At 62.5% G+C, this 14,926-nt stretch carries 13 protein-coding genes; 9 read left to right on the top strand and 4 right to left on the bottom strand.

Annotation, left to right across the window (positions count from 1 at the left end):
* Positions 1-227: 227 nt before the first annotated feature.
* From F6X37_RS13545 to F6X37_RS13535, 3 genes are read right to left on the bottom strand one after another with little or no spacing between them, the layout of a single operon-like run.
* Entirely contained in the window at positions 228-1,736 is a 1,509-nt protein-coding gene (locus F6X37_RS13545) for an efflux transporter outer membrane subunit (RefSeq protein WP_090808890.1), read from the bottom strand.
* A 29-nt stretch (positions 1,737-1,765) separates the two neighbouring features.
* Entirely contained in the window at positions 1,766-2,905 is a 1,140-nt protein-coding gene (locus tag F6X37_RS13540; RefSeq protein WP_187611662.1) for an efflux RND transporter periplasmic adaptor subunit, read from the bottom strand.
* Positions 2,906-2,923: 18 nt separating this feature from the next.
* Complete coding sequence (locus F6X37_RS13535; protein WP_187611661.1) at positions 2,924-6,073, bottom strand: efflux RND transporter permease subunit; 3,150 nt, start codon at positions 6,071-6,073, stop codon at positions 2,924-2,926.
* 87 nt (positions 6,074-6,160) lie between these two features.
* On the opposite strand from F6X37_RS13535, the gene F6X37_RS13530 reads away from it, so the two are divergent.
* From F6X37_RS13530 to F6X37_RS13505, 6 genes are all read left to right on the top strand, one after another.
* Positions 6,161-6,820: a TetR/AcrR family transcriptional regulator gene (locus F6X37_RS13530; RefSeq protein ID WP_316251960.1), complete on the top strand. Its 660-nt coding sequence runs from the start codon at positions 6,161-6,163 to the stop codon at positions 6,818-6,820.
* Positions 6,821-7,144: 324 nt separating this feature from the next.
* Positions 7,145-8,233, top strand: coding sequence for a pyruvate dehydrogenase (acetyl-transferring) E1 component subunit alpha (gene pdhA / locus F6X37_RS13525; RefSeq protein ID WP_187611660.1), 1,089 nt, complete (start codon positions 7,145-7,147; stop codon positions 8,231-8,233).
* Complete coding sequence (locus F6X37_RS13520; protein WP_187611659.1) at positions 8,226-9,203, top strand: alpha-ketoacid dehydrogenase subunit beta; 978 nt, start codon at positions 8,226-8,228, stop codon at positions 9,201-9,203. Before pdhA ends, F6X37_RS13520 begins: the two co-directional genes overlap by 8 nt.
* Before the next feature lie 7 nt (positions 9,204-9,210).
* On the top strand, positions 9,211-10,326 hold the full coding sequence (locus tag F6X37_RS13515; protein WP_187611658.1) for a dihydrolipoamide acetyltransferase family protein: 1,116 nt from the start codon (positions 9,211-9,213) through the stop codon (positions 10,324-10,326).
* A 374-nt stretch (positions 10,327-10,700) separates the two neighbouring features.
* Entirely contained in the window at positions 10,701-10,904 is a 204-nt protein-coding gene (locus tag F6X37_RS13510) for a cold-shock protein (protein WP_012428559.1), read from the top strand.
* A gap of 276 nt (positions 10,905-11,180) precedes the next feature.
* Positions 11,181-11,405 (top strand): hypothetical protein, encoded by a 225-nt coding sequence (locus F6X37_RS13505; RefSeq protein WP_184032310.1) that lies wholly within the window; start codon positions 11,181-11,183, stop codon positions 11,403-11,405.
* A gap of 501 nt (positions 11,406-11,906) precedes the next feature.
* Here the strand turns inward: F6X37_RS13505 and F6X37_RS36830 are convergent.
* On the bottom strand, positions 11,907-12,350 hold the full coding sequence (locus F6X37_RS36830; RefSeq protein WP_262419896.1) for a hypothetical protein: 444 nt from the start codon (positions 12,348-12,350) through the stop codon (positions 11,907-11,909).
* A gap of 377 nt (positions 12,351-12,727) precedes the next feature.
* On the opposite strand from F6X37_RS36830, the gene F6X37_RS36825 reads away from it, so the two are divergent.
* The 3 genes from F6X37_RS36825 (at position 12,728) to F6X37_RS13490 (ending at position 14,585) form a co-directional block, all read left to right on the top strand.
* Entirely contained in the window at positions 12,728-13,015 is a 288-nt protein-coding gene (locus tag F6X37_RS36825; protein ID WP_090810393.1) for a hypothetical protein, read from the top strand.
* 872 nt (positions 13,016-13,887) lie between these two features.
* Complete coding sequence (locus F6X37_RS36820; protein ID WP_262419895.1) at positions 13,888-14,307, top strand: hypothetical protein; 420 nt, start codon at positions 13,888-13,890, stop codon at positions 14,305-14,307.
* Between the two features lie 62 nt (positions 14,308-14,369).
* On the top strand, positions 14,370-14,585 hold the full coding sequence (locus tag F6X37_RS13490; protein ID WP_018424494.1) for a hypothetical protein: 216 nt from the start codon (positions 14,370-14,372) through the stop codon (positions 14,583-14,585).
* Positions 14,586-14,926: the final 341 nt, after the last annotated feature.

The raw sequence follows: 14,926 nt of genomic DNA, 5'->3' as shown, positions 1-14,926 counted from the left end.
ACCCGGCGCCCCGTTGCAGAACGTCAGGCTTTCGTGGCAGCGAACGGCCGCTATAGAGAAGGTCGACCCTCCACTTACGGCCACTCTGAACCACTCGAACCAGATTTGCCACGGTCTCATTGCGGGCCGACAGGATGTCAATCCGAGCGGTCCGGAATGGCTTGCCAGGACCATGACTGTGCCGCATGGTTCCGGGCGACGGAAGGGCATGCCCGCGATGAGGATCATTAGCCGCGCTCACGCACCACATCGCTGCGGTTCCACCATCCGCCGCCGACAGCCTGAAAGAGTGCGACGGTATCGGAATACCGGGTGGCCTGAGTCTGGACGAGACTGATGCGGGCCTGCTGGTAGGTCCGCTGCGCGTCGAGCAGCGCAAGATAGCTGATCGCGCCAACGTGGAACTCGCGCTGGGACACAGCGAGGCTGTCCGCCGCCGCCCGCTCGGCTGCTGCCTCGGCCACCACTGCGTCCGCATCTGATTGCAGCGCTCGCAACGCATCAGCCACGTTCTGAAACGCCGAGATGACGGTGTTGCGATACTGCGCCGCTGCTGCATCGAAAGCGTCAATTGCGGCGCGGCGCCGGTGCAGCAACGTTCCACCTTCGAAGAGGGGCTGCGTGAGTCCCGCTCCCAGGTTCCAGATCGCGCTTCCCGGCGAAAACAGCGCATCGTTGGTCTCGCTGCCATAGGCGGCGCTGAGCGTGAGTTGCGGCAACATATTGGCGGTGGCGACGCCGATCTCTGCGCTAGCGGCGTGCAGTTGCGCTTTCGACGCGCGAATGTCCGGACGCTGCTCGACGAGTGTCGACGGCAGGCTGACCGGCAACGTGTCGGGCAACTGCAGCGACGCGAGATCAAACGTCTCGACCAGCTCGTCACTCGGGAAGCGGCCAAGATAGGCCGTGAGCTGATTGCGGGTCAGCGCCAGTTGCTTTTGCAGCGGCGGCAACTGCGCGCGTGTTTGCGCCAGCGTGGCCGCCTGCGCGAGTACCGCCGCATTGGCGACGGCGCCGATCGCGAATTGCCGTTTCAATCCCGCGAGTTGCTGCGTCTCGATGTCGACGATCTCCTCTGTGGCTGCAATCTGCGCCCGCAACGAAGCCTCCTGTACGGCGGCCGTGGCGACGTTCGACGTCAAGCTCAGATAGCTCGCCTCGAGTTCGAAGCGTTCGTACTCGGCTTGCGCGGCGAGCGATTCGATCTGCCGGCGCGTACCGCCCCAGATATCGAGCAGGTAGGTGACGCTCACCGAGGCGTTGTTGAGCCTGAAGACCGGCACCGCGGTCGAGATCCCGAACGGCGAGCCCGAAATCTTCTCGCGAGCAGTCGAGATGTCCGCACTCACCGTCGGGAACAGCGCCCCTTGTGCTGCGTAAAGCGCTTCGTTGGCCTCGCGAAGGGTGGCCTGCGCCGCCTGCAGGCTCGGGTTGGCCTCAAGCGCACGTTCTACGAGTGCGTTTAGCGCAGCCGAGTGGAATAGCGTCCACCATTGCCCCGGAATGTCGAGAGCTTGCACGAAGCGCTGCGCCTCGCCGCCGTGGACGTCCGACGCGACGGTTCGCTCCGGCAGTGGCTCCCGCGTATAGCCGCTGACCTGCGGCGGCCCGGGTGGCGCGAAGTCAGGTCCGACTTCGCAGCCGCCAAGCAGCGTCGCCGCCGAAAGCGCCGCGCAGGCGGCGCTGCGGCAACATGCTGCCCGGGGGTGACGCGCAAAGCCGGGGTTCGATGTCATTGCTGCGCGCTCCTCATGTTACGGGCCGTTTAGGAAGGCTTCGCCGCAACCGGTTTCACGGCCATGCCGGGGCTGAGCTTGAGGAGATTGCCGACCACGACCGAATCGTCCCGAACGACGCCCTTCCTGACCGCAACAAGTGGCCCGTAGTCCGAGCCGAGGGTCACGTAGCGCTGCTCGACCCGCTTGTCTGCGCCGACGACGTAGACGTATTTGCCAAGCTGGTTGGAGCCGACGGCCACTTGTGGCACCAGCAGCGTGTTGGGTGCGTCCGCGACGTGCAGGCGCACGCGGATGAATTGCCCCGGCAGCAACGTGTGATCCGGGTTCTCGACGGTCGCGCGCGCGGTGATGGTGCCGCTGCTGCGCCCCACGTTGTTGTCGAGAAACGTGAGCCTGCCACGGTACTGCGGGCTCGCGCCCTGACCGACGATGACCTCGGCCGCGATGGTCCCCTTCGCCTGATCCTGCTGGATAGTGGCCAGATCGGTGTCCGGCGGATTGAAGGTGGCATAGATCGGGTCGAGCTGCACGAGGGTGTTGAGCTGGGTCCCCGTGCTGCTGACGAGCGCACCTTCATGCACCTGACTCAGGCTGAGACGCCCGGAGAACGGCGCGCGGATCTTCGTAAAGTCGAGATTGAGCAGCGCCGTCTCGATGAGCGCACGATCCGCCGCGAGCGCGGCCAGGTCCTGATGCTCGGTGCTCGCGGACTGCTGCAGCGTATCGATCGACACGTCGCCCGTCTCGCTCATCAGCGTATTGCGGCGATGGCTGGCGATGGCATATTCGAGCGCAGCCGCATCCTTTGCCGCCTGCGCCCTCGCCTGATCGAGCGCCGCCTGATAACTGCGCGGATCGATCTCATACAGGAGTGTGCCCTTGCTCACGTCCGAGCCATCGGACACCCCCTGCTTCGCCAGGTAGCCGGTCACCTGCGCCTGAAGCGTGACGGTGCGGATCGCGTCCGTGGTGCCGACATATTCGAGGTAAACCGGCACGGTCTGCTCGACCACCTGGGTTACGGGCACCTCGGTGGGGGCGGCTGGGTCCGGCGCGGGCGGGCTGCCGGTAGCCTGTCGCGCTCCGCCACCCGTGAACGACAGGACGCAGACGACTACGGCGATCGCCAGGCCCGTGGCTACAACGCGAAGTTTGCCGACTCTCATTGCGCCGTTGCTCCCCGATCAATCCCCGGACGCCGCCTCGCCGCCATCGCGAGGCGCGCGACCGATGCGTTTGAGCACGGCCTCACGCAACTGCTCGATCACCGTGTAGAAGATCGGCACGAATCCGAGGCTGAGCAGGGTGGCGGCGAGCATGCCGCCTACCACCGTCGTCCCGATCGAGCGGCGGCTCGCGGCGCCCGCGCCGGAGGCGATCATCAATGGGACGGCGCCAAAGATGAACGCGAACGCGGTCATGAGGATCGGGCGCAGACGCAGGCGGGCCGCCTCGGTCACCGCCGCGACGATATCGAGGCCGGCTTCGCGGCGCCGCTTGGCAAATTCGACGATCAGGATCGCGTTCTTCGCCGCCAGCCCGATCAGCAGGACGAAACCAATCTGCGCATAGATGTCGACCTGCATGTGGCGCAGCCATAGCAGCCCCAGCGCGCCGAACAGGGCTAGCGGCACCGTGAGGATGATGGTGAACGGCAACGTCCAGCTCTCGTATTGCGCGGCGAGGAACAGGAACACGAAGGACAGCGCGAGCGCGAAGACCAGGCCCGCGACCGAGCCGGCCTGCAGCTCCTGATAGGTAATGCCCGTCCAGTCATAGCCGAAATCCGCCGGCAAAACGCGCGCCGCGCGCTCCATCGCCGCGATCGCCTGGCCCGAACTGTAGCCCGGCGCCGCACTGCCGGTGATCTCCGCGGCACCGTAGAGGTTGTAATGAGGCACCGTGTCCGGCCCCACCGTCGGTTCGAGCCGGCCGAGCGTGCCCAGCGGCACCATGCTTCCCGCGGCGTTGCGCACGTAGAGCCGCGACAGGTCGCTGCGGTTCCCGCGGGCGTTGTCGTCGGCCTCGAGCAACACCTCGAAGGTGCGGCCGAACAGCGTCACATTGTTCACGTACAGCGAGCCGAGATAGATCTGCATCGTATTGAACACATCGCTCAGGTTGAGCCCGAGCAGCTTCGCCTTCACGCGGTCGAGATTGAAATCGTATTGCGGCGTTGACGTGTTGTAGCTGGTGAGCAGGGTGCGCCGCTCGAGTTCAGGCTGTTGCTGCGCCTGGGCGAGAAAGGCCTGGGTCGCCTCGCCGAGTGCGGCACTGCCCCGGCCGCTCAGGTCCTCGATTTCGAAATCGAAGCCGCCGAAGGTGCCGAGGCCGGCAATAGTCGGTGGAATCAGTGCAAGCGCCACCGCCTCCGGAATCTGATTGAGCTTCGGCTGTACCGTGGCGATGAGGTTGGCGACGCTCTGCTTCGCACCTCGCTCGTCCCACGGCTTCAGGATCACAAACTGGGCTGCACTGTTCGACGTCGTGCTGCGCGTGATGAAATTCAGACCGCTGATGGACAGCACGTTCGCCACGCCGGGCGTCGCCCTCAGGATCGCGCGGGTCTTCTCCATTACGGCCTCGGTGCGTTGCAGCGAAGCGCCATACGGGAGTCGCGTAATCACATAGAAATAGCCGGGATCTTCAACCGGCAAAAAGGCGGAAGGGATCGTCGAATGGAGCAGCCAGGTCACACCCAGGCCACACGCGAAGACCGCCAGCGCGAGCCAGCGCAGCCGGATCAAGCCGCGCAGCGAATTCGCGTAGTGGCTGCGCGCCCAGTTAAAGCCTTGATTGAACTTGCGAAACAGGATGAAGCGTGGCGGCCTGTCCCGTCGCAACAGCAACGCGCAGAGCGCCGGACTGAGCGTCAGGGAATTGAACGCCGAGAGCGCCACCGAAATGGCGATGGTCAACGCAAACTGATTGTAGAGGCGGCCCGTCACGCCCGGCAGGAATGCGATTGGCACGAACACGGCGCCGAGCACTGCCGAGGTGGCAACGATCGGCCCCGTCACTTCCCGCATCGCCGCCTTGGCCGCAGCCATGGGCGTCAGCCCGCTCTCGAGTTGGCGTTCGACATTCTCGACCACGACGATCGCATCGTCGACGACGAGGCCGATAGCGAGGACCATGCCGAGCAGGCTGACCGTGTTCAGCGAAAAGCCGAGCACCAGCATGATCGCGAGGGTGCCGATGAGCGCCACTGGAATGGCGATCATCGGAATGAACGTGGTCCGCCAGCTCTGCAGGAACAGGAACACGACGCCCAGCACCAGTAGCAGCGCAAAGCTAAGCGTCTTCATCACCTCGACCATCGAGGCGGACACGAACATGGTGGTGTCGTAGGTGATGCCCCACGCCATCCCTTTCGGGAAGCGCTTTGCAAGCGTCTGCATCGTGGCCTTGACACGCTGGTCGAGGTCGAGCGCATTGGCGCTCGGCAACTGGAAGACGGCGAGCAGCGCCGCCGGGTGTTCGTTCACGGAGGCGCTAGAGGTGTACTGAAGTGCGCCCAGATCGATGCGCGCCACGTCGCGCAGATACACAGTTGCGTCGCTCGCCGTGCCGGCGCGCAGCACGATATTGCCGAATTGCTGCGCGTCCGCCAACTGGCCGTGGGTGTTGATCTGGTATTGAAACGTCGTGCCCGCCGGCGCCGGCGCCTCGCCGAACTTGCCTGCGGCGACCTGCACATTCTGTTCGGCGATCGCATGCTGGACATCGCTGGCTGTCATGCCGAGCGCGGCGAGCTTGTTGGGGTCGAGCCAGATGCGCATCGAGTAGCGGCGTTCGCCGAAGATCGTGACATCGCTCACGCCGGGCAGGCGCTTGAGCGAGTCGACGAGCTGGAGATAAGCGTAGTTGCTGAGGGTGACAGGATCGATCGAGCCGTCTGGCGAATAGAGATTCACCGCCAGAACAAAGTTCGGGTTCTGCTTCTGGATGGTGATGCCGGCCTGATTGACGATGCTGGGAAGCTGCGCCGTCGCCTGCGAGATGCGGTTCTGCACGTCGACCGCGCCGATGTCGATGTTGTAGCCGACGTTGAACGTGACGGTGATCGTGGACGTGCCATCGTTGGCACTCACCGACGACAGGTAGCTCATACCCGGCACGCCGTTGATCTGCTCTTCGAGCGGCGCGGTGACGGTGTCCGCCACGACCTGCGCGCTCGCACCCGTATAGGTCGACTTGACCAGAACCTGTGGCGGCGTGATCTGCGGAAACCGCTCCACCGGCAGGTTGAACCAGGCAATGAGCCCCGCGAGCACCATGATGATGGCGATCGACGATGCGAAGATCGGACGCTCGATAAAGAAATCGACCATTGACCTCGCCCCGAGTCCCAGGTAGCTTGACGGAAACGCGCCGGTATAGTTTCCGCCGTCGGTAGACATTGTCAATAGGCCTGGATCGTGACGCGCGAAACACAGACTCAACCTATCCGATCAGGCGGGCGTCCTACGCTGCGAGAGTCCGAAATTCGTCTGCAGCGCCTGCTCGATGTTGCGCAGCGCCATTTTCTTGCCGCTGGATATCGCGAGACCAGCCTTGAAGGCATCGCGCGAGAGGCGGGTATTGCAAAAAAAACGCTGTACGATCGATTCGGCAGCAAGGCGGGCCTGTTCAGCGCAATCGTCGAGACGCTGCGTCGTTCATGGATCACGCAGCTCGGCGATATCGTGCTCGATGCGCGCCGTCCGGAGCACGTCCTCGAGAAGGTCGCGCTCCATCTGCTGGATGTGTGCACGCGGCCTGACATGATCGCATTGCATCGCCTGCTTCTGACCGAGGCCTATCGTTTTCCCGAACTCATCAGCGGGTATTACAACAAGGCGGGTGGACTACGCGGCATGGAGCCGCTTTCGGACTATCTTCGTTCGGCAGTCGCCGATGGCGCATTGCAACTCGATGACGTTGCGCTGGCTACCGAGCAGTTTCTACACCTGGTACTCGGCGGGGTCCGCGCGCGGCTGCTGCTTGGCGCCACCAGGAGGCGCCCCGGCGCATCGGAGCGCAACAGAATCGCGCGTGAGGCGGTCCGCATCTTCCTCGCTGGATGCAAGGTGCTCTGAGCGAGCACGTTCCGGTCTTCGTCCGATTCTGCCCGGCCGATATTCGCCTGGAGCGGCCGCGGCCGGCGGGATGCCGGCCCAATTCCCGTCTGCTTCCGGGGCCGCGCAAGCGGCCACCCGCTGCTGCATTGCGACAATCGGGCGTTCGTATTCCTGGTTGCCGTGCCGCGTGTGGTTGAGGCGGCGAGGAATTGGCCCCCTGTACGTGTTTCCCTTGCCTAAACTCAAGTTGGTACGCGCCGAACTCTGACGGCACAAACGCGGTAGCGCTCGCGCGCGAACTCCGGCACGTATTTGAAATCTGAAAGAACATGGGGGGCGGACATGACGACGGCTGTCAGCTTTCATATCGGCTATACGCAATACCTTGGCCTCGATGGCGAGCCTGTCCAGTCATTGCCAGCCTTCGCACGTGACCCGGCGGCGCTGATTGCGCTCTATCGCGCGATGGTGCTGACACGGGCGTTCGACACGAAGGCGGTCGCGCTGCAGCGTACCGGCAAGCTCGGCACGTTTGCGTCGTCGGTCGGCCAGGAGGCGATCGGTGTCGGCGTCGCCAGCGCGATGCAGCCCGACGACGTGCTGTTCCCTTCGTACCGCGATCACGCCGCGCAATTGCTGCGCGGCGTCACGATGACGGAAAGTCTCCTGTATTGGGGCGGCGACGAGCGCGGCAGCGATTTCAGCGTGCCCCGTAACGATTTTCCGAACTGTGTGCCGATCGGCACACAGGTGTGCCACGCGGCCGGCGCAGCCTACGCGTTCCTGCTGCGTCATGAGCCGCGCGTTGCGGTGGCGATCTTCGGCGACGGCGGCACATCCAAGGGCGATTTCTACGAGGCGATGAACATGGCCGGTGTCTGGCAGGCGCCGCTTGTGCTCGTCGTCAATAACAACCAGTGGGCGATTTCGGTACCACGCAGCCGCCAGAGCGCTGCGCAAACGCTCGCGCAAAAAGCTATCGCTGCAGGAATAGAGGGGCTGCAGGTCGACGGCAACGACGTGATCGCCGTGCATCAGGTTGTCCACGCGGCGCTCGCCAAGGCTCGCCGCGGCGATGGCCCGACGCTGATCGAGGCGCTCAGCTATCGCCTTGGTGATCACACGACGGCCGATGACGCGACGCGCTATCGCGACGCCGAGGTCATCGCCAAGCAATGGGAATACGAACCGCTGCTTCGTTTGCGCACCTACCTGATGCACGTGAACGTCTGGACCAAGGCGCAGGACGAGGAACTCGGTAAGGCGTGCCGGGCGCAGGTCGAGCAGGCCGTCGACGCGTACCTGGCGATACCGCCTGCGGGCCCATCCGCGATGTTCGATCACCTGTATGAGGCGTTGCCCCCAGCGATGCGTGAGCAACTGGCGATGGCGCAACGTTTCGCGCCGGCTAAGGGGAACGGCGATGGCTGACCTCAACATGGTCGAGGCCCTCAATCAGGCGCTCGCATATGAACTGGCGCACGACCCTGCCGTCGTGCTGCTCGGAGAGGACATTGGCGTGAACGGCGGCGTATTTCGCGCGACCGTCGGGTTGCAGACGCGCTTTGGCGCTCAGCGGGTGATCGACACGCCGCTGGCCGAAACCGCCCTCGCCGGCTGCGCGATCGGCATGGCGGCGATGGGCGTTAAGCCCGTCGTGGAGATCCAGTTCGCCGGATTTGTCTATCCGACCATCGATCACATCCTGAATCATGCGTCGCGTCTGCGGCATCGAACGCGCGGACGACTGACGTGTCCGCTGGTGATCCGTGCGCCATGCGGCGCAGGCATTCACGCACCAGAGCACCATTCCGAAAGCCCTGAAGCGCTGTTCACCCACATACCCGGGCTGCGCGTCGTGACGCCGTCGTCGCCAGCACGCGCGTACGGCTTGCTGCTGGCGGCGATCCGGGATCCGGACCCGGTGATCTTCTTCGAGCCGACGCGGCTGTACCGGCTCTTCAGGCAGCCGGTGGAGGATGACGGCGAAGCGCTGCCGCTCGACAGTTGCTTTACCTTGCGCGATGGGGCAGACGTCACACTGGTGAGTTGGGGCGGGGCGTTACAAGACGTGCAGGCTGCGGCCGATCTGCTCGCGCAGGAAGGCGTAATGGCCGAGGTGATCGACGTGGCGACGCTCAAGCCGCTCGACATGAACACCATTCTCGCGTCGGTGGCGAGAACCGGACGCTGCGTGATCGTGCATGAGGGCTCGCATGCCGGAGGGGTCGGCGCGGAGATCGCCGCCAACATCGCCGAGCGCGGACTGTACTCGCTGCTCGCACCGGTGCAGCGCGTCACCGGTTATGACGTGGTGGTGCCGCTGTACAGACTCGAGAATCAATACATGCCAGGCACTGAGCGCATCGTTGGCGCGGTCAGGCAGGCGCTGGAAGCGTAGGGATGCCATGAAAATCTTCAAACTGCCTGATCTCGGCGAAGGTTTGCAGGAAGCGGAGATCGTCGAGTGGCACGTCAAGAGCGGCGAAGACATTCGCGCGGATCAACGGCTGCTGTCGGTGGAAACGGCGAAGGCGATCGTCGATATTCCGTCGCCTCAATCCGGCCGAGTCGCGAAGCTGTTCGGCCAGCCCGGCGATATCGTGCATCTGGGGGCGCCGCTCGTCGCATTCGAAGGAGCGGCCGACGAAGCCGATGCCGGTACCGTGGTCGGTCATATGGAGGTCGGCCAGCATGTGGTGCACGAAGCGCCGGCGGCGCTCGGCGGCAGCCCGGGCACGGGTGTCGGCACAATCAAGGCGATCCCGGCGGTGCGGGCGCTCGCGCGCAAGCTTGATGTCGATCTTGCGATGGTGACACCGTCGGGGGCGGAGGGTGTCATCACGGCGGCTGACGTGCAGCGCGTCGCGAAGATACTCGCTCAGCTCGGTCCGCCCGAAGTGCTGCGCGGCGTGCGGCGCGCGATGGCGCAGAACATGGCGCGCGCGCAGAGCGAAGTGGCGGCCGCGACCGTCATCGACGACGCCGACATTCATGAGTGGCCGCCACATACCGATGTGACGATCCGCCTGATCCGTGCGCTGGTAGCAGGATGCAGCGCCGAACCCGGGCTCAACGCATGGTTCGACGGACATGCGGGACGGCGCCACGTACTGGAAAAGATCGACCTCGGCATCGCCGTCGATCTACCGGATGGCCTCTTTGTACCGGTATTGCGCGACGTTGCGCACCGCAACGCAGCGGATCTGCGCGGCGGCCTCGACCGGATGCGTGTCGACATCCGGGCACGCAAGATTCCACCGGAGGAACTGCGCGGCAATACGATCACGTTGTCGAACTTCGGCATGATCGCCGGCAAATACGCAGCTCCCGTGGTCGTGCCGCCCACTGTCGCGATCCTCGGAGCGGGGCGCATTCACGAGCAGGTCGTGGCGGTAAGTGGCGTTCCGGCCGTGCATCGGATCTTGCCGCTTAGTCTGACGTTCGACCATCGGGTCGTCACGGGCGGCGAAGCAGCACGGTTTCTCGCCGCGGCGATCGTGGATCTGCAGATGGCGCAGTAACTGTGACTGCGCGAATTCAAAAATTCGGAAGGTGTATGCGTTGTGTCCAGCTTGGGACGTTCGCAGATTTAGGCGCAGCGAAATCGTATGCCAATCCGTAAATCGATCGAGGCGTGCCGGTTCGCAGCTTCGAGCAGCGCACCCGGTCTTTGGATCGCTTCGTCTGCAAAACGGCCCCGCCCCGTGGAACAGTTACAAGATAAGTATTGACGCTGGTACCACTCGGCGGTTAAGGTGCCGCATGAAGTTCAAGAAGTTCGATTGCTGTTCATCAATTGCTCGCTCCTCAGCGGTATTCGTTGTCCTCTCCCTCCTTGACGCTTCATACGCTCTTCAACGGAGCACATTTTCCCGTTTTTTCTCAAGGATTCTTCATGGATACCGGTACCGTTAAGTGGTTCAACGATAGCAAAGGTTTTGGCTTCATCACCCCGGACAAGGGCGGTGACGACCTTTTCGCTCACTTCTCCGAAATCAGCGGCGACGGCTTCAAGACGCTGGCTGAAAATCAGAAGGTGAGCTTCGAAACGAAGCAAGGCCCGAAGGGTCTGCAGGCAGCTAACATCAAGCCGCTGTAAAGTTTGAAGAGCCCGGCGTTCCGCAACGGACGCCGGGTTGCAGGGACATCCTTACGGAGCGTTGTTTCCTGAAGTGGCGTGTTCGCTCCTGGCTGCATCGGTTTCGCCGGCAGCTTGCCAAGCGCCATACGTCTCATTGCGCTCATTTTCCCCTCTGGCATTAGCGCCACGTCTTCGCTTTCCGACTGCTTCAGATTCGGCCTGAGATGCCTTTGAATCGGCGTACCTGTGCACATTTCGCAAGGCACGCGCGCACTCGACATTATTAAAACTAAAATGCAGAACAAACAAATTCAACAATACAACGGCTATGCCGTTCAGCCCTCGGCGCATCGTTTGCCCGACGGCAGTTTTTCCTCCAACCTGCTGCTAGAACGCGCCGATAGCGAGCGCGCGGACGGCCGCTACCAGTTCTATTCGCTCGATTACTTCACGAGTGAGGAGCAAGCGTTGCAGCACTCGACACGCTGGGCACGCAACTGGGTCGACACGCGCGGGTAACGGCGACGCCCCAGATCTGCACGCTCAACGCATCTCAGGCATCAGGACGCGTGCAATAAGGCGCGCGCAAACATCACGCGCGATCGATCGGTTACCTTTCGGTTTGAGCCGCGCTCAGTGCGAACTTCTGGATTTTCTCTATCGACGTCTTCGGCATTCTACGCACGGCATGGAAGTCGACGACGCTCTTGAGCTTTCAGAATGGGTCGAAGTGTGAACGCAGGCGCGGGCGGACGGCAATCACCCATCGGTCACTATGCGGCCGAGATGGAATGGACATGGCTTCCCTTCGGGCATGACGGTATCTACTTCGTGGTCGACGCCTGAGGAGGCGATGACCGGAACTGGCAGCAATGCGGTCGCACTGGCATAGCCTGCCGAGCATGTGGCGACTGACGATCAGAAGGTCAACTTCTTTATCACACACATTGTTGATGGCGTGCCGCTGGCGCGCGCGAACACGGGTACCTTCCGCATAGACTCGGGTTCCGGCTCTAGCGCTTAGGGGGATTCCAGGATGGCGCGATCAAAGCCGTCAGTATCAATCAGCATTTCGGCGTAGGCCACCGACGCGCGCCTTGCGTCGCCGGCATTCACGAAGGGCCTCTTGCCGGGCACACGGAATAAGCGGCTTCGCGGGTTGTCCGTCATGGAATCCGGGTCGCTGATGCGAATCGACGCATCGAATCCTTCCTCGTAATTGTGACCATATCCTGGTTGAGTCGTGCGATGCGGATACACGAGTAGGGAAATATCGAGGCCGCGATAATGGCGAATGGTTGTCATCAGGTCACTCCTTTTGGCCGCAGCAAGCAGCACGTTTTTGATCGTTGTGCAGGTTTGGCCGAAGGAGATACGCCCCCGAGCCACACCGACGAGGCGACCGGAACGAAGTTTCCTGGCTAGCTGTCCGGTACGCGGATGCCCGAGCTTCGTGCTTAACATCCGCAAGCGTTCCCTCACCCTGCATTCCGCTCACGTTTGTCCGATCGGGCACCACACTGTCCCGAACTCACGAAGTGGGTCGCTCCCGTATCCCTGGCCAGCCTCATCGCGCGTGGCAAGCAGACGCTGTTGATCGTGGTGTTCTTGAAGGGTTTGCAACGTAAGCGCAGAGGTGGAACCAGGCAGACAGCCGTCGCCGGCCATCTAAGCCAACGCTATGACAATCCGGGCAGTGCCCCGCTTTGCCGACCCCACGTTTCAAGGTACGCGCGACAGTACTATCGGTCAATACAATTCTGGTAACAGTCTCTGCGTCTGCGCCGCCCGATGTAACCCGTTCCAGCGTATAGTGAGTCATACCCTGTGGAGTGACCAACATGTCGACACACCCGATTCTTCTCTACAAGGGGTACGAACTTCATCCCCTTGTCTTTCCCCGCACATTCAGTCGCTTTGACGGACATTCCCGTTACGCGGAAGGTTACGAAATTGCAGTACGGATATGTCGTCCGGCGGCGACAGCAATTCCCTCCGCAAGCCGGGTCTTCAGGCTGAACCAAACGCATACATTCTCTGACTTCGGTACGGCAAGGCGAGCCGCCCGGCAGCAGGGAAAGGACATCGTCGACGGAAAGGTGAGCGGCGCTTCGGTCATCGACATATGAAAATGCCGCTGACGGACAGCATCCATCGATGTGCTCGATCGTGCGACGAATTGCTGTCTGCCTGATGGCCGATCTGATCGTCGCTCCCACATAAAAGGCGGCTGCCGCAATAGCGGGACAGGGCTGCGATCGACGTGCTGCTCGGGACGCTCGCCGGCGATCATCCTCCCGAACGATTCGCGATTTGGCCTTCCCCGAAGATTCGATGTGGCCGGCTGCAAAAACGTACCGCAGACCTGCAGTCGAGCAGCAATTGGCGTCGCTGGCTCACGCCGTCTCGTCGCCCAATCGGGCCACGCGTTCCCATCTGTTCCGCGACGATCACGTACCGCCGAAATGAAGTCGGTCCGGATAGCCGTTGCATGTCACGCTCGGCAATCGCGCGGTCGCGGGTGCGTCCGCGTCGTGCCAGAGGCGCAAACACCGCATCGGTCTCCTCGCAGGCGGTCGGGTAACGCTGGAACTCCTTATTACCTGACGAAAGGGTGAATCGATTTCCGCCAAAAAGGGCGGACGGGGCTGCAATGCAGTTTCGCGCGCTTCGTTTCGCCGTGGTTGAATTGTTGACGTCGAGACTGCTTGCCGCGCATGTCAGAGGCGCATTCTGCGTCGCCACATGATGAGCCTGAGAAGAGAGGCAGCCCGATGTGGATCTTCGGATCGCCGCCGCCTACGGGCGCTGCGGTACGTAAGTGCCGGGTTGACTTGCATGTTCCCTGTGCTTCTCTGACGGCGCCTGGAGCACGGGTTTTTCTGTACAAATCCATCAATGGGCGTAGCATGAAATGGTCACTCGACCTGCGACCGGTCCTCGCGTCGCCAAGCTGCTTACCCGACGGAACCGGAGATCCGCTTTCACCCAAAACTGAAACGTGGCCGACCTCCTGAACGGCAGCGGACGCAGTGGCCACGTCGCTACGCTCCGTCTTTTCCGCTACACAATGAGACGGCCTCAAAGCTACCGATCACAACCGGTTCCCCGTCTCTACCGCGGGCTCGAACTTCATCCGCTGGTGGTTGACTCAGAGCCGTTGCAATCATTGGAGTGTGGTATGGAAAGAAACGACCTGCTGAAATGGATTCGGTGCAATGGTGGTGACATCGTCGATCGGTTTCTGCCGCCCGGCGCGCAGGGCGAACTGGATAGTCTCATCCATGACCGCCGTCACGAGATCGATGCGGGCGCGTTTCTGATGTTCATGTCGATTCGTGCGCTTTTATGCGAACGCGGCATGGAAAGCTGCGATTCGGATCGCGAGGCCGGACAAATCATGGCCATGCTGAGCACCTAGGTCGCGCTTTTCGACGCCCCTCTGCGACAGTCGCAATCGAGCGATAACCCCAAAGGAATACCATGCGCTTCAATTCCACCCTGATCGTTATCGACCCGACCCCCCGGCGGGCCGACGGCGAGTACATGGCCCACGCACGGATCAGCGGCAGCCGTGCCGACGGCACCGGGTACGAGATTCATTCGAGTGGCGATCTGGCAGGCTTCGACGCACGCGAGGACGCGATAGCCTATGCGAAGAACTGGGCGCAGGACTGGCTGCACGCGCGCTTCGGTTGACAGACGTCTCACCTACGGACGCAACGAGAGAGGGATTGGCGTGCAGGCCGGCCATTCGCGATCAGAGGAAGATGCAGCGGGATGTTGGTCACGCGTTTCGATCCAATCGCTTGCCCGTCGGTTCTGGTAAACCGGTGCCTCTGCTTGACGGCCACAGTACCCGAGAGAGTAGAACTCGAAAAGCAGGGGGCCGTACGGACATCGGACCACCTAAGGAAACGCTGATTAATGAACTGTCGGATCGGCTTGCAGATCAAGACGCGTCAAATTTTCTGGATAACGAATCGAATCGACGCTCATTTCGGTGAATTTGGCTCGCAAACGAGCCCCTCTTCTCTCAT

It is taken from the genome of Paraburkholderia sp. 31.1 (genome assembly GCF_014397645.1).
GTDB lineage: Bacteria > Pseudomonadota > Gammaproteobacteria > Burkholderiales > Burkholderiaceae > Paraburkholderia > Paraburkholderia tuberum.
The sequence above is the reverse complement of the archived record's forward strand: the minus strand, read 5'-3'. Positions and strand labels throughout refer to the sequence as shown.

Excerpts from the sequence above, each read along its gene's own strand:
- F6X37_RS13545 (WP_090808890.1), bottom strand. The coding sequence starts at position 1,736 with ATGACATCGAACCCCGGCTTTGCGCGTCACCCCCGGGCAGCATGTTGC.
- F6X37_RS13540 (WP_187611662.1), bottom strand. The coding sequence starts at position 2,905 with ATGAGAGTCGGCAAACTTCGCGTTGTAGCCACGGGCCTGGCGATCGCC.
- F6X37_RS13535 (WP_187611661.1), bottom strand. The coding sequence starts at position 6,073 with ATGGTCGATTTCTTTATCGAGCGTCCGATCTTCGCATCGTCGATCGCC.
- pdhA (WP_187611660.1), top strand. The coding sequence starts at position 7,145 with ATGACGACGGCTGTCAGCTTTCATATCGGCTATACGCAATACCTTGGC.
- F6X37_RS13520 (WP_187611659.1), top strand. The coding sequence starts at position 8,226 with ATGGCTGACCTCAACATGGTCGAGGCCCTCAATCAGGCGCTCGCATAT.
- F6X37_RS13515 (WP_187611658.1), top strand. The coding sequence starts at position 9,211 with ATGAAAATCTTCAAACTGCCTGATCTCGGCGAAGGTTTGCAGGAAGCG.
- F6X37_RS13510 (WP_012428559.1), top strand. The coding sequence starts at position 10,701 with ATGGATACCGGTACCGTTAAGTGGTTCAACGATAGCAAAGGTTTTGGC.
- F6X37_RS13505 (WP_184032310.1), top strand. The coding sequence starts at position 11,181 with ATGCAGAACAAACAAATTCAACAATACAACGGCTATGCCGTTCAGCCC.
- F6X37_RS36830 (WP_262419896.1), bottom strand. The coding sequence starts at position 12,350 with ATGTTAAGCACGAAGCTCGGGCATCCGCGTACCGGACAGCTAGCCAGG.
- F6X37_RS36825 (WP_090810393.1), top strand. The coding sequence starts at position 12,728 with ATGTCGACACACCCGATTCTTCTCTACAAGGGGTACGAACTTCATCCC.
- F6X37_RS13490 (WP_018424494.1), top strand. The coding sequence starts at position 14,370 with ATGCGCTTCAATTCCACCCTGATCGTTATCGACCCGACCCCCCGGCGG.